This window comes from Labrys sp. KB_33_2, assembly GCF_052114505.1.
Lineage (GTDB): Bacteria > Pseudomonadota > Alphaproteobacteria > Rhizobiales > Labraceae > Labrys.
This window is the reverse complement of record NZ_JBFREW010000040.1, coordinates 1-14588: the sequence shown is the minus strand read 5'-3', so window position 1 is coordinate 14588 and position 14588 is coordinate 1. Positions and strand designations below refer to the sequence as shown.

The window sequence follows — 14588 nt, the reverse complement described above, 5'->3', positions numbered from 1 at the left end:
ATCTTCGCAGGGCTCGCCGGCGAAGGGCCGAAGCCCGAGCGGATCATGATCGACGCGACGCACCTGAAAGCCCATCGCACGGCGGCGAGCCTGCTCAAAAAGGGGCTGTTCCCCGCCGTATCGGGCGCACCAAAGGCGGGTTGAACTCCGAGCTCCACACCGTCTGCGACGGCGAGGGCCGTCCGATCGTCATGCTGCTCTCGGAAGGCCTGATGAGCGATCACAAGGGCGCACGCCTCGTGCTCGGCGCCCTCCCGCCCGCCAAAGACCTCATCGCCGATCGCGGCTACGACAGCGCCGCATTCCGCCAGGCGCTGGTCGCCAAAGGCATCGAACCGTGCATCCCGTCGAGCCGAAGCCGGAAAATCCCTTACCCTTACGACAAGGCGCTCTATTGCCAGCGACACAAGGTCGAGAACCTCTTCGCTAAACTCAAGGAATGGCGGCGCATCGCAACCCGCTACGACCGATGCGCTCACACCTTCTTCTCGGCCATTTGCATCGCCGCCGCCGTCATCTTCTGGCTCTGATCAACGAGATGCCGTAACGGGGCCTGCGTCGCGCACCGCTCGTTGCCGCTTGCAAGATCAGGGCAGGCTGTCGCTGTTCCCGTATCGGATCCAGAAGGAGGACTGCGGGATGAGACTGTTTGTCGGTTTGGATGTGTCGTTGGCGAAGACCGCGATCTGCGTGATCAGCGAACATGGGAAGATCGTGAAGGAGGCACAGGTCGCCAGTGAGCCCGAGGCGCTCGCGAGTTGGATCGCAGAACAGCATGGCAGCATCGCCGCCATCGGCCTCGAGGCCGGCCCCTTGTCGCAATGGTTGCATCGTGGATTGGCCGAGGCGGGCCTGGACGTCGTTTTGATGGAAACTCGGCAGGTCAAGGGCGCCTTGAAGGCCATGCCGATCAAAACTGACCGGCGCGACGCGGAAGGAATTGCCCGCCTGCTGCATCTGGGCTGGTTCCGGCCGGTTCACTGTAAATCCGTTTCGGCGCAGGAGGTCCGTACCGTGCTCGGAGCTCGCAAAGCAGTCCAGCAGGGTATGATCGCACTGGAGATGTCCCTGCGTGGGCTTCTGCGGAACTTCGGGCTGAAGGTAGGTGCCATCTCGCGCGGCCAGTTCGAGCATCGCATCCGCGAACTGACAGTCGGCAATCGAATGCTCGAAGCCGCGACGGAGCCGATGCTGCGAGCGCGGGCCTCTCTGCGGCGCGAACTAGCGGAACTGGAACGATGCGTCCGCCAACTCGCCCAGGATGACTCGGCATGCCATCGGTTAATGTCCATGCCCGGGATCGGCGCAGTCGTGGCTTTGACCTTCCGCTCTGCAATAGATGATCCCGCCCGTTTCACGTCATCGAAAAAGGTTGGCCCTTGGGTCGGCCTGACACCTTCACGCAATCAGTCTGGCGAACGTGATGTATCGGGCGGCATCACAAAGGCCGGAGACGTCAGTCTGCGCCGCGCTCTCTGTCAGGCCGCGACCGTCATGATGAATCGGGGGTGCTCGACATGGCTCGGAACTTGGGCAGCACAGATAGCGCGCCGTCGCGGTCGGAAGCGCGCCATGGTGGCGCTTGCTCGCCGCATCGGAGTGATCCTTCACCGGATTTGGGTCGACGGTACCACCTTCCAGATAGAGGCACCGGTCATCCCGCAAGAGGTTTAACGAGCTGAACCTCGCACAGTTGCCTGCTTGACCGCAGGCCTTCGAGGTCCCCCAGGGACGCGGTTCCGATGATGCCGAGGTCAGGACTGTTGCCGATCTTCGTCGAGCACGCCAATGAGATGGGCACATCGGAAACTGCATCGAACCAGCATCATGTTGGCAGCTCGCGCGCTGACCACGGACCGAAGCATGCACCCGGGGGATCTCACAGGAAGGCTGCGGCTTTAAGCATACACTGCGCCGCTCAGCATCAAGCCGTCGACACGTCCGCCTGCAAGCGGACGATCATGCCCGCCCAAAATCGCTTGACTGGGACGGCCCCGTTACCGAAGTCCTGAACCTAGATATTATTATATATAAATCAAATTTATTGTCAGAATTTATTATTTAAGTGCATAATTTTTCTAAAACAATTTATGATATACATTGGTTGGTTGGTTGTTATATTGTGAGTTTTTGTATCGGTTCATCAGAGATCTCTTAAGCAGGTTTGTCGAAGGTAAATATTTATTATTTATACCTGACTCGACCTCCATAACGGTTTGCGACATCATTGACATACCTGTTTCCCGCGGAAGCTCTCTAGCGACACATACTTTCCGCCAGCACGAACCAGCTGCAACGCAGCCAACACCAGGTCAAGGCTGGAAACAGTCCCAACAAAGGCATGCGCGCCCAGGGCGATTGTAGAGGCGATCAGTTCGGGCGTCTCATGATCAGATATCACTACTATTCTTGCCTGTGATGTTCTTCTAAGAATTTTAGGAATATCTTTCGTGATGTTCTCCGCTGCTTCGCCTCTGTAGTATAGCAACATCACAATCAAAATACTTTCGAAGCCCGGACGCCAGTCATCTATCGTGCCGTAGCCCTCAACAGAGGCCGCAACTCTGGCCTTGACGAGGCAATGGGCGAGACAGTCGCGAAGCAGCACGAGCTCGCAGATAGAGACAAAACAAGCTGGTGCCTCTTGTAACATGAGTTTTCTGACTTCCGTGTCGACATGAGGGAACGAGGCACTATCCGTGCTGCGGAAAAGGCACTTTCAAAAACGTAGCCGGTTTGCAGGTGATGGAGCAAGGGGGTGCATTACAGGGCTGGCTCCAGGTTTAATCGGGGTCACTTCAGTGTGAGATTCTATCTCATTTATCCTCTGAAGAAATAATCCAGTATAAAATGATTAGATGGAGTAAATTAACCCAAATATTGCAGTTCAACCGAATAATTCTTAGGAATTAATCTCTCTCTAGACAGTTCCTTTTTTATTACATGTGTTGTGAGTGCACGCATTCACTTGCGTGCACTCTACCTGCGTCCTATAGCTTATCTGCAATTCGACCAGGTTATCAAACCCACCGTGTCTGTGATTGTTCCAATCACCAAGTATATCGCAGGCCGGCTGTTCCCTTGACGGCGTAGTTGTCGCCGCCCCCGCCGGAGAGGGCCATGGCATAGTTGGCCTCGCCATAAGCGCTCCAGTTCTTGTTCCAGGCATAGGTGGCGCCCACGCCAACCTCGCCCCACAGGCGACGATTGCTCTGGACCAGCGAGGCGCCGGACACCTTCACGCTCCTGCCCTTCAAGAATTCGTAGGTCAGGTTGGCTATGCCATAGAACTGCAGGCGCGCCGCCTGGCCGTTCGCATCCTGCCAGCTTGACAGGTTCTCCAATCGTATCCCCGCGCGGCCCTGCAGGCTGTCGCCTCTGCCCAGCGCGATGCGGTTGCCCAGATTGTCGGTGAAGCTGGAGAAGTCGACATGCGTCCAGGCCAGTTGCGCCTGCGGCACCACCGCCCAGCCCGAGCCGAGCTCATAGCGCTTGCCAACCTCCAGGCTCGCCGCGCTCGACCAGCCTTGGTTGTGGCCGGTCTTGTTCGACAGGGTCGAATCATACCAGGTGAACTGGCCGATGGCGTCGGCATACAAGCCGTCATGGCCGAGCCAGGTCAGGTTGGCGCCGATGCCGTAGCCTTGCGTGGTGATTTTGCCCTTGGCCCGCGCCGCGCCCGTCACGGGGTCATTGCTGACGTCGATCCGTGCCGTTGACGTGCCCATGATCGCATAGGCGCCGATGGTGAGGTCGCCCGAGGTGGTCTCCCGCGCCACGCCTTCATAGCCGGCCTGCAGGAAACCGATGCTCTGTGTGTAGGCCGAACCCGTCCTGGGGTCGAAGGAAGAATATTGCCCCCCCATCCGGCCCCAGGCGCCCTGGCCGATCAATGTGGGGCCGCCCTTGGCGTAGGCCATGGCTCCTGCGGGCGGCAAATTGGCCGCCACGCGTGAGGTACCATCAGGCCAGATACGATTGCCCGTGCGTTGCTGCAGGGTGCCGAGCGTTGCCTGCGCGAAGTTCGACAATACGTCCGCATAGGGAAGTGCGGTCTGGCTGTTGGGGGACAGCTTGCCCGTCGAGCGCAGATACCAGTTCTGGTTGCCGGTATTGGCGCCTACGCCGCCGAGATAGAGGTTGTAGTCATAGGCACCCGCCGCGACGGCGGCGCCGAGCGTGAATGTGCCGGCCTGCGAGGTGCCGCCGACATGGATAACCTCGATGCCGTCAGCCGCGGTCGCTGCGCCGGGACCGCCGGTGTTGTGGATCGTGAGCGTCGTCGCTCCCGAGACGTTGCCGTTGACGATCAGCTTGTCGCTCGGCGCATTGTCCGAGGCGAGGTAAGTGTTCAGCTCAATCGCGCTGCCAGAAACACCGACATAGTCCCCTCTCACCGTGAGCGTTGTGCCGGCAGGGCCACCCTTGAGATTGGTCGCAATCGTGCCGGCATTGGTCAGCGCCTTCACGGTCTGGTTGAAGCCGTTGGCATCCAGAGTGCCGGCCGTGACGTTGACGTCCGAATTGGGGCTGAAGGCGTTGGTGGCCCCCGCCTGCAGCATACCCGCCGAGACGGTGGTCAGGCCATGATAGGTGCTCTGCCCCATCAGCGTAGTGGTGCCGCTGTTCATCTGGTTGACGGCAAGATTGTAGTTCGGCGATGTGCTCGTCATCGCCGGCGTGAAGGTGATATCGTCGGTGTGGTTGAAATTGATCGTTGCCCCGGTCTGGGAGTAGCTGGCGATCTTGTCGGCGGTCAGGTTCCCGGCGAGGCCGCCGGTGCCGATATTGATGGTGCCGGTGCCGTTGGGCGAGAAGCCTCCGCCGACGCCAACCGTGCCCGAGACCGAGGCAAGGCCGCCATCGGCGAGGTTGACGACGCCGGTGGCACCGCCATTGCCGACCGACATGTCGCCGGTCACGGCCAAGGACGAGCCCGTGCCGGTAACCGTGACGATGCCGTCGGAACCGTCGAAGCGTGCGATCGTGGTGGTGCCGCTGGTGACCTTGGCGCCGTCCTCGACCGTCAGGCTGGCCTTGCCATTGTCGCCGACGACGAGGGTTCCGGTATTCTCCCAGCTGGAGCCCTGGCCGGAGACCAGAACCGTGCCGTTCGAGGCGGCTCCTCCCGGGTTGGTGCTGACCAGTTGCGCAATCGTCGCGGAGGCGGTCTTTAACTTGCCGCCATCCTTGACCGTGAGGCTGGCCGTGCCCAGTCGTCCAACGATCAATTCGTCGGCCGTCGTCCAGCTTGAGCCCGCACCATTGATCGTGGCGGTGGTGTTTGAGCCCTCATAGTAGCTCAGATGCGTGATGCCACTTTCGATCGCACCGCCTTGCGTCACATCGATGGTGGTGGCGCCATACAAGACCGAGAACTGGCTCGACGCTACAAGTTTGGAATCCTCGCCCGCGACGTTGATGGCGCTGGGACCATAGCCGTTATAACAATTGACGCAGAGAAAACCTGTCTGCAGCTGGCCGCCATCCTCGACGTTCAGTGTGCTTGATTCGACCGTCAAGCCGCTAGTCGCGGTCCATTTGGAGCCCTCGCCCGTAACCGTCACGACCGAGGGCGTGCCGTTGTAGCCAATCGAGCCGGAGGTGGTGTTGATCTGGCCGCCGTCTTCAATGAGGAGTGAGCCTTGGCCGCCATCGGTGAGGCCGCTGCCATTATAGGATTGTCCGCCGACGTTCACGCTGTAGGAGCTCCAGGCCGAGCCGGGGCCGGTCACGACCATCGACGAGCCGTTGGCACCGGCGCTGTTGGCGATCGTGACGAAGGAGGAGCTGGAGGCAGTGGCACCGTCCTCAATTCGCAAAGAGCCTTTGCCGGCATCGCCGACGAACAAATAGGCGCCGGCATCGAACGTCGAGCCGGCGCCCGTCACGGTCACAGAGCCGTCCGAACCTGCCCGCTGTCCGATCGTTGTCTGGGCCGGGGTGTTGGGCGGATTGGCATTGGTGACGCTACCACCATTTTCGATCCTCAACGAGCCTTTGCCGGCGGCGCCGACCACAAGCGTGCCATTCGATGTCAGGTTGGACCCGGGCCCCGCCACGGTGGCGGTTCCTGTCGAGCCGGCTGCATTGCCGATAATAACCGTATTGCCCACGGCCTTGCCGCCGGCACTGATATCGAGGGCGCCGGTTCCGGAGTCCCCGACACGAAGGATACTGGTCGACGTCAAAGTAGAGCCCGCTCCCGTCACGACGGCGTTTCCGGTCGAGCCTGCGAGCAGACCTATGGCCGTCGTGCTGGCTTTGGTCTGGCCACCGCCGCTGAGGTTGAGATTGCCGGTGCCAGTGCGGCCCACCGCCAAGAGACTGTTGACGTTGACACTGCCACCAGCGAGAACGTTGACTGTGCCCGTGTTCGGGCTGCCAATGAGGAGATTGCCCGCATTCCAGGGGCTTGGCTGCGTGCCGGGAACATCCACGGTCTGGTTGTTCACGATCACGTTCTGCGCATGCGCACCGTTCCACGGAACAAGTGCGAGAAGGCAGCTCGCGGCGCCTGCGGCTATTTTAATCGACTCATGCTTTTTTGCAGCGCGAGATCTGTTCGGAGAGCCGATAGGCTTCTTGCGTCGAGTTGTCATTTTATTTTGATTTGACCGGTTGGTGCGAAGGCGCACATATCGAGAAAAGCCATTCACCTGTATGTGCGCTTTCGCACACGCATAGGCTGTATTTCGTTGTCTCAGCCGCTACCTGGCTTACGCTTGCCGCTGCGACTTCGCCGTGGGTGTTCCGCGATGGCGCTTCATTTGGCGGCGCTAGCACGTCATTCGTCCACTTCAGGTCGGTTGGGTTGACCTCTCCAGGTTCCTCAAGCCTGAACAGAGGACCTTGAGCCGGCAATTCCAGGTCAAATCGTTTGCCGATTGCCGCTTTGATGTTGATCGCCTGGGGCAGCTCTTCGCAATTGACGATCAAAGTCAGTACATTGCCTCCCCTATTCAATTGAGAACCGGTATATAATTCTGTTGCGCTTTTTGCCCGGTGGAGTGGCCTCGATGACGGTCAGCGCGACGACTCGGCTGACCTGATATCCGAGGGCAATCTTGCCGACCGTTGCGCCCTTCCGGTGTGCGTGCCAGACCCGCCGGCGCAGGCCGCCCGTTAGGTCGACGAGCGGTGCTTTGTGCAGCGCCGGCCTAGACCTCCCGGAGGGAGCAGGATCCGCGTGGCGCGACCTCAGCGCCTCAACAGTGCTGAAGATCTGGGCGCCCAGTGTATTCAGGGCGCTAACCCGCCCTTTAAGGCCGACAACACGATCGACAGTTCCGACGTGAGTAAAATCAGGTTCGCACTGCGGATCACCCTGCCCGGTCAGCAACCAAAGACGATCCAGGCCGAGACGTTCAACCAGACGGACCATCGCCTGCGCGGTTAATTCTTTCCGATCCTGTCCTAAACAATGCCGATGTCAGTGGTTGGTGAATTACTAAAAGGACTGAAGCAAGCCTGCACTTTTGGTTATCTGGAAGTACCGAGAAAGACCTGATATATATCCGAATAATAACCTTCTCTGTGCCCAGATCAGCTTCCATTGTAGCTATCTGTATGTGTCACCTGCCGCTGCTGTTTCAGGATAATGGCCGAAAAATTTAATCTACTCCGTTGCGATATAACGTAAGGGAACATATCAATTTAGTGTAGGTTGCGACCGGCCATTTTTTCGGTGAATTTCGGCCAAAATAATATTTAGGGATATGTATTATAATTTATATATTATAATTTATATGAAATTTTTTTAAATATTTTCTTGGAAATTATCAAATTTACTGCAGAATAGATGTGCAACGAAAGCAAAATAACAGGCGAATAATGGTCAAAAATTCGAACTTGAATCTTATAGAGAGGACAAACATTCTTTCCTCTTTGCTAAAAATGCTTTCGGATGAAGGGGTGTCAACTGATTCAATTTTGCGAGGGGTCGAGATCAAGCTGTACGACCCCTCCGATCCTCGCACTTGCGTCTCGACCCGACAGCTTCTTGATGTCATTCGACGAGCCATCAAGCTGTCACGGCGCCCGCATTTGGGTCTGCGTTTTGGCCTGTCCGTAACGCTGAACAATTATGGCCTCTATGGGCTGACAATGCAGAGCGCGCCTCGTTTGCGAAATCTCCTCGATTTCATGACCCGCTATGATAAGGCTTCCGATCCGATTGTGAGGTTTGTTTTCTCGGAGGAACCAGCTATGGCGATGGTTTCCTTCCATCCTCCCTGTGACAGACACTGGGAGAAGGACCTTTATGTCTTTCTGATCGAATATGCCCTCGGGGTCAGTCTTAGATGCGGTTACGAGCTTTTGGGAACAGATTGGAAGATATCTGCCATCGATCTGAGTTCGGCCGAGCCGGCGGATTCCCGTGTGTATGTCGATACATTCAACTGTCCGATCAACTATGGTCGGCCGAATGATCGTATCCTGTTTCATTTGGACCTTCTCGATCGCAAGCCGAAACAGGGCTTCGCGCCGACTTTTGCCCTGATGAAAGGGCTCTATGAGGGGCAATTCGATCAATGTCTCCCGTCTCAGGCCATCGAAGCCCGGATTCATGCGATGATGGTAGAAAGAGGGACGAGTTCGGCTTCGTTCGAAAAAGTTTCTGACTGGCTGGGCATGAGCTCGCGCACACTTCGACGCCGACTCGCGGTGGAAGGCACTAGCTTTCGGCTCATCATAAATAGGATGCGCATGGAGCAGGCCGCCAAACTCCTCTTGGAAACGGATTTGACCATTGGCGCGATCGCCGAGCGCCTGGGCTACAGCGACACGTCCAATTTCGGACATGCCTTCCGCGCGGGTATGAAGACATCTCCGTCAGACTATCGTGCGAAAGCTCGTCAATGAGCGTTAAGCCGACGCGGCGCTGGACGAGTTTTGCCCAATACCGCCTGAACGATGAGCCGCTCCCCTGTCTGGTCAGATAGGGCGTACTCCAGTAGCTTTTTGACCATTCTATGTGCGCGCCCTTCTCGACCGATCATGCCCGCATTGTGGGTCTCAGTCGCAGCGCCGTGAGCCCGTCGCAGATAATCTGAGCCCTGTATCATACATTGTGAGCCGAGATAGATTTAGAGTCGCAGACAATTCGAGCCAGAAAACGCGATGATCTCGATCCACTACACATACGCCCGCTTTCCGTCATCGCACGGAGCGATTGTAGTAGGCTGCCTGGGTGCCCGTGAACAGACCTCGGCGACGCCGAACGGAAGCGCCGAGTTGATGCGATGGCTTGTGCTTTCGATCCGTGCGCGCAAAGCCTCTACGCCGCTTTGGGCCGCATGAACTCTTGAAGACGGCGCTTACTCCCTCCGGAATTCTTATAGAGCCTTGCCACTTTTGGCTTAGATGTTTGTACAAAAATAGTAAATCGTTGCCCAGTAGATATCAATTCCTATTAATGCATGTGTACAAAATTTCGAAAAACAGAGGTCATTTCGGAATCAAATCGCGTTTGATTGCCCCAAAATGGCCAAATTTAAATTACATATACCAATAACAGTAGAAATTATATCTTATGTTCCCTTACGTAATTTACTGTTAATCATTGTAGAGATCGCTTGGATTTGGAATGGAGGGAAAATGAACCAAAAAACGCAACTTCGGCCTATGCGTATTGAAGACATACCGCAGATTGGTACACTTTATTTCAGGATATTCCGCAATAAGATGATCTTTTCGTCCTCGGACTTTAACAGCTATTTCGAGAATCTCTTTTTTGGGAGCCCATTCTATGACCCGGCGCATGGAGGCTTTGTCCATGAGGCCGCAGACGGGCGCATAGACAGCGTCATGTCTGCCGTTCCTATGCAATATTATGTGAATGGGCGCATCATGGTTGCCCGCCTCCTGGGCACATTCATGACCGATCCTGATATCCCGACCGCAGGCGCGGCCCAACTCACCCTGCACATGCTGCGGGCACGAAATCAGGACCTGTGCTTCACCGACAGCGCTGCACCTGTCTCGGCAAGGCATTTCAGAGCTGTAGGCGGACTCATATTGCCGGCAGAGAGCCTTGAGTGGTGCTGCGTGTTCAAACGCGCGGGATATGCGATTTCCCGCCTGACGCCCCGCACTTCCGTTCTACGAGAGACGGTCTTGCTTCCCTTTTCCAGGATCGGTGACGCGCTGATTGATCGTATCCGTAAACCCCTTTCCCATGAAGCAAGCCCTGGCGTGCGCGACGAGGCGATGGATGTAGATGCCTTCCAGGAACAGGCCTGCGCGTTTCTGGAGAACTATTCGGTGCGCCCTATTTGGTCGAAGCCCGAATTAACCTGGATCCTGCATATGGCATCCATGTATCGATCCGACGGGCCCCTGCAGATGCGATGTGTCTACGACGCCTCTGGCCGACCGTGCGGTTGTTACGTCTTCTTTGGCAAGCCAGGTTCCACCGCGAAGGTCCTCAATATTCTGACGGCGTCACCAAAGGATGATGACCTGGTGGTCGGGCAGATGCTGCATCATCTGGACGCTGCGGGCCACATTGCCGCGCGAGGACCGGTTCAACCTCGATTCCTGGAAGCGTTTTCGAAGCACCAGGCATTGTTTTACAGGCACAAGGCTTATACCTGCGTCTCCTCGCGCCATCATGAAGTCAACGAGGCCGTTAGCCGTCACGACATTTTTCTCGGCGGCCTTGCTGGAGAGGCATGGAGCCGTATTGCTTTGGATTTCCATTAGAGCGTCATGCGGTCGCGCCCGAGTGCAATGCCGACGACCACACCGATCGCCGCGCTGGCCACGAAGCTGATGGCGGCTTCTTCCATGGTGACCCAGAGTTGATACTAACGATGTCAAAAGCTTATCGTTGGTTCAGGTTCCCTCATGAAGTGCACCTACTCCCAGATCAGTTTGGATGAACGACGCAAAATCGAGCGTTAGCGCCACGCAGACGTCATCGCGGAAAAACTCGGGCGGCACCGCTCAACGATCCTTCGTGAGCTGCGACGCAATCTGTTCAGCGACAGCGATCTGCCGGGTGTGAGCGGTTATTTTGGCATGGCGGCGCACACACGAACGCGAGATCGGCGCTATGGGCTTTGCAGGCTGTTGCGCTGGCCGGCCCTGTGTTCGGTGGTCGAGGAGCGACTACGTCATGGCTGGTTGGCCGATCAGATCGCCGGTCGCCTCAAGCTCAAGCGTAGCCGCACGCGTGTGTGCCATGAGACCATCTATCGCTTCGTGCATTCGCGCAGGGGCGCGCGAGCGCAAACTGTAGCACTACCTGCCCGAACGTCGTGCCCGGCGCCGACCTTGGCATGCCCGTCGGCGCCATGGCCGCCGGTTCAGCCCGAAACTGAGCATTCTCCATCGTCCCGACATCGTGCGCGAACGCCGCCAGTTCGGCCATTGGGAATGCGATCTCATCCAGTTCCAGCGCAAGTTCGGCAATCGCCGGGCGTGCCGCTGGCTGTCGAGGGAGATCGATCCTCTGTCGCTGGACGAACAACATCTGCGCCAACTATGCCATTACTTCAACTCGACACCCCGCAAATGCCTGGGCTTTCGAACCCCGGCCGAGGTCTTCCGCCGAAAGCTGATGGCAGCCCGGCGATGAAGCGGCTATCCTCCACCTGCCCCCAGTCGCATTTCGACGAGAACTCACACCGGGGTCAAGCTGGCAGCCACCATCTGCTCCCGAGCCTTCAGCAGGTTTTATTGGGTGCTCTTTGTGTGGGACAAGGCTGGCCCGCGGCGACCCAAAACGCCATGTCCCACAAGTGCTCGTCGAAATTGCCCAGGCGCGTTCCTCGACCTCCCCAGGAACCCATGCCCAGGGAATAAAACCGTTCACCTCGGCATCGTGGGTGATGGGCTCGATAAGCCCGTTGCCATCACGCCCGCCATTGCGAGCCGGATCCCTAAGCTGCGCGCAGATTTGGAATCCTGTCTCGCCGAATCATTCCATCGTCATGAGCGCGAGCTGCCATGGAAGTCCCACGTGCGGCGGCGCGTGCGCAGCAGTGTTGGCAGCCGTAGAATTCCTATTGGCAGGCGGCGCTGGCCGAGCACCACGATCATACGCCAGTGCTGGCGGCTTCGCCGATCAATTGTGACACCTCGGCCGGCCGGGACGCGAGCGAGGCGTGGCTGGCATCGAGGGTGATGATCTTGCGCGCATTCATGCGTGCCGACATGCGTTTTTCATTATCGGGGGCTATCATTCGATCCTGACTAGAAATCTGGTACCAGGTAGGTTTTTTTCTCCAGGCTGGAGCAGTGACATTGTCGGCGAAGGCACTGGCCAACGGCGCTTTTTGGGTAATGGCCATGATCCTGGCTTCGTCAGCGCTGAGATCTTGGCAAAAGCTCTCGCCGAATTTTTCGTATTTGATCCACAGATAGCCATCGCTGTCGGCCGTGATATTGGGGAATGCCTCGGGAGGATTCTGTTGGCTGATTGCGCCGGGGCTCTCGCCGGCATCCGGCGCGAAGGCGGCGATATAGACCAGGCCTGCCACATTCGGTAAGTCTCCGGCTTCGGTGATCACCGCACCGCCATAGGAATGGCCGACCAGCACCACCTTGCCTTCCTGCTGCTTGACCATCTTGCGGGTGCGCTCGGCATCATCAGCCAAGCCGGTGAGCGGCAGTTCGACGGCACGCACCTTAGCGTATCCCAGCCGCGTAAGTTCAGTGATCACGTTGGCCCAATGCGCAGCACCACCCCAGAAGCCATGAACCAACACGATCGTCGCTTCTTTACCCATCCGTATGCCTCGCTACCGTTCAGCCCCCTCTACGGAGACAACGCTAGCTTGCTTTGCATCCGGCCGCTATAACTCCTTCGGACGTGAAGCGGCATGTGGTTTCGATGCTGATCTGCGCTATAAACTACGGATATTTCAGTACTTGATGGAGTAAATTCGTCACACTAATTTGCATGTGGCGACGGCTCGCATGCGTTCACGAAGGACCAACGGCCGTTCAGAAATTGGCTGAGGCTACCAAGCAAAAATAGTCTACGAACGCCAAATGCTGCGACGCAACCTATTCGCTTATATCGAAGCTGACTATAATCGTCCGCGGATCCACTCCGCTCGCCGATATAAAACCCCGAACAGGCCGAACGACACATGGCCTAAATCTGTGTCCACCATTCCAGGGCAACATCACAAACGCCGGACACTGCAAGATATCAAACGTTCATGGAGGCCTACGGGCGAGGCCCATCCGTGAAACTTGTCCGGGTACTCTACTTCAGGCAAACACTTCATCTCGCCACGACCGACCGGCATTGGTGTCTGCAGTTGTTTCGTCGGAAACAAGCGCGCTGGGGAGCGCTTGACACCGCCAGCTTCTTTGGCACTGCTGCGTAGCTTCCTTTCATCATGCTCCGGGTCCAATCGATGAAATCCCGTACCGCCCCTTCCGCCCCTGCTATCCGCCACCGCCTGTCTGCTGTTGTCAGCGCCGGGTTGGGCCGCTTCCGCGCCCTCCTTCAATTGCGCCAAGGCGAAATCGCCGGCGGAGAAGGCGATCTGCGCCGACAGCGATCTGGCCAAGGTGGATGTCGCCATCGCAGCCCGCCTCATGGAGATTAGCCGGGCCGTCGATAGCCACACCGGCGAATTGCTCGGCAAGGACCAGAAATATTTCATTCGGATACGCGACCAGGTTGCCGAGCGAGCGGCTTCCCTGGCGGAGAGGGTGAGCGGTCTCAAGGACGTGATGGGGCAGCGGGTGAAGTTCCTGAACAGCCTGGAGATCGCGAGCGGTGAAGGTTATGGTCGGAGAGTGGCGCAGCCTGGACGGTGGCGTGACGGTCACGCAGGCGAGCGATGGCACCTTGAAGGCCTCGATCGGTACCGCCGATCCCATCCAGGGCAATTGGGTCTGCCAGGCCGAAGGCGGCGGCAAGCCAGGCCCAAACATTCTCGACTTCGCCGTCGAGGGCGGCGAGACGGGTGAGAGAATCACCCTGACCCGTGTCGGCGCGCAGCCCGTGCTGGGCGTCGACTTCGCCAGGTCTGGGCGGGGGGGCGCGGCGGCGAGCTTTTGTGGCCTGAACGGTTACGTCGACGGCGTCTACTTCAAGGTGCGGACCGGAAGTTAGTGCAAAGCTGTTCCGTTGGAAACCGGTGGTACCGATGAAGCCGGCGGCGCTCCTTGCGGCCGGCCAGCGGCATGACAGGTGTCGGAGCTGTCGATTCAATGACGGAAACACCGTTCATGAAATTCCTATTTGCTTGCGCTGCTGGCCTAGCTTCTCATGGATGACAATAGCGCCTGCCAGCGGCGCAGGCAGGAGAGCCGGTCAAACCCGCTCTCAATCAAGGCACGCGCATTGCGCCCCTTCTGTACCAAAAGCTCAGGCCGATGGCGCCATTCGCGGACGACTTTCGCAAAACCCGCGCTGTCGCCGGGCGTGATGACGGCACCCCAATCGCATCGGTGAATCAGGTCGGAAATTTCGCCGTCCGGCGCCATGACTGCAATCATGGGCTTTCCGGCTGCAGCGATGCCATAGAACTTGCTCGGCACGATCAGACCTTCCAGGCGTGGATTGAGCGATAGCCAGTGAATATCCGGCACCGTCAGGGAGTGTGGCAATGTGCCGG

General features: G+C 57.8%; 8 protein-coding genes and 3 pseudogenes. 7 read left to right on the top strand and 4 right to left on the bottom strand.

Annotated features, from left to right (window positions below):
- Together AB4037_RS34000 and AB4037_RS33995 are read left to right on the top strand one after the other, a co-directional pair.
- Positions 1–530: pseudogene (locus AB4037_RS34000) on the top strand (IS5 family transposase); the annotation flags it as partial.
- Positions 531–639: 109 nt separating this feature from the next.
- Positions 640–1674, top strand: coding sequence for an IS110 family transposase (locus AB4037_RS33995; protein WP_441774571.1), 1035 nt, complete (start codon positions 640–642; stop codon positions 1672–1674).
- Positions 1675–2224: 550 nt separating this feature from the next.
- Here the strand turns inward: AB4037_RS33995 and AB4037_RS33990 are convergent.
- Positions 2225–2653, bottom strand: coding sequence for a hypothetical protein (locus tag AB4037_RS33990; protein ID WP_441774570.1), 429 nt, complete (start codon positions 2651–2653; stop codon positions 2225–2227).
- A gap of 397 nt (positions 2654–3050) precedes the next feature.
- Positions 3051–6455 carry an autotransporter outer membrane beta-barrel domain-containing protein gene (locus tag AB4037_RS33985; RefSeq protein ID WP_441774569.1) on the bottom strand — a complete coding sequence of 1135 codons (3405 nt, stop codon included), beginning with the start codon at positions 6453–6455 and terminating at the stop codon, positions 3051–3053.
- Between the two features lie 734 nt (positions 6456–7189).
- Between AB4037_RS33985 and AB4037_RS33980 the strand changes: the two genes are divergently transcribed.
- From AB4037_RS33980 to AB4037_RS33965, 4 genes and pseudogenes are all read left to right on the top strand, one after another.
- Positions 7190–7399 carry a hypothetical protein gene (locus AB4037_RS33980; RefSeq protein ID WP_441774568.1) on the top strand — a complete coding sequence of 70 codons (210 nt, stop codon included), beginning with the start codon at positions 7190–7192 and terminating at the stop codon, positions 7397–7399.
- Positions 7400–7833: 434 nt separating this feature from the next.
- The gene (locus AB4037_RS33975) at positions 7834–8865 is read left to right on the top strand and encodes an AraC family transcriptional regulator (RefSeq protein ID WP_441774567.1); all 1032 of its coding nucleotides are present in this window, start codon (positions 7834–7836) and stop codon (positions 8863–8865) included.
- A 735-nt stretch (positions 8866–9600) separates the two neighbouring features.
- Positions 9601–10707 carry a GNAT family N-acetyltransferase gene (locus tag AB4037_RS33970; RefSeq protein ID WP_441774566.1) on the top strand — a complete coding sequence of 369 codons (1107 nt, stop codon included), beginning with the start codon at positions 9601–9603 and terminating at the stop codon, positions 10705–10707.
- Positions 10708–10851: 144 nt separating this feature from the next.
- A pseudogene (locus AB4037_RS33965) lies at positions 10852–11584 on the top strand (IS30 family transposase).
- A 460-nt stretch (positions 11585–12044) separates the two neighbouring features.
- Here the strand turns inward: AB4037_RS33965 and AB4037_RS33960 are convergent.
- On the bottom strand, positions 12045–12737 hold the full coding sequence (locus AB4037_RS33960) for an alpha/beta hydrolase (RefSeq protein WP_441774565.1): 693 nt from the start codon (positions 12735–12737) through the stop codon (positions 12045–12047).
- Positions 12738–13744: 1007 nt separating this feature from the next.
- Between AB4037_RS33960 and AB4037_RS33955 the strand changes: the two genes are divergently transcribed.
- Positions 13745–14083, top strand: a complete 339-nt coding sequence (locus tag AB4037_RS33955) for a hypothetical protein (RefSeq protein ID WP_441774564.1) — start codon at positions 13745–13747, stop codon at positions 14081–14083.
- Between the two features lie 146 nt (positions 14084–14229).
- Here AB4037_RS33955 and AB4037_RS33950 read toward each other — a convergent pair.
- A pseudogene (locus AB4037_RS33950) lies at positions 14230–14588 on the bottom strand (glycosyltransferase WbuB); the annotation flags it as partial.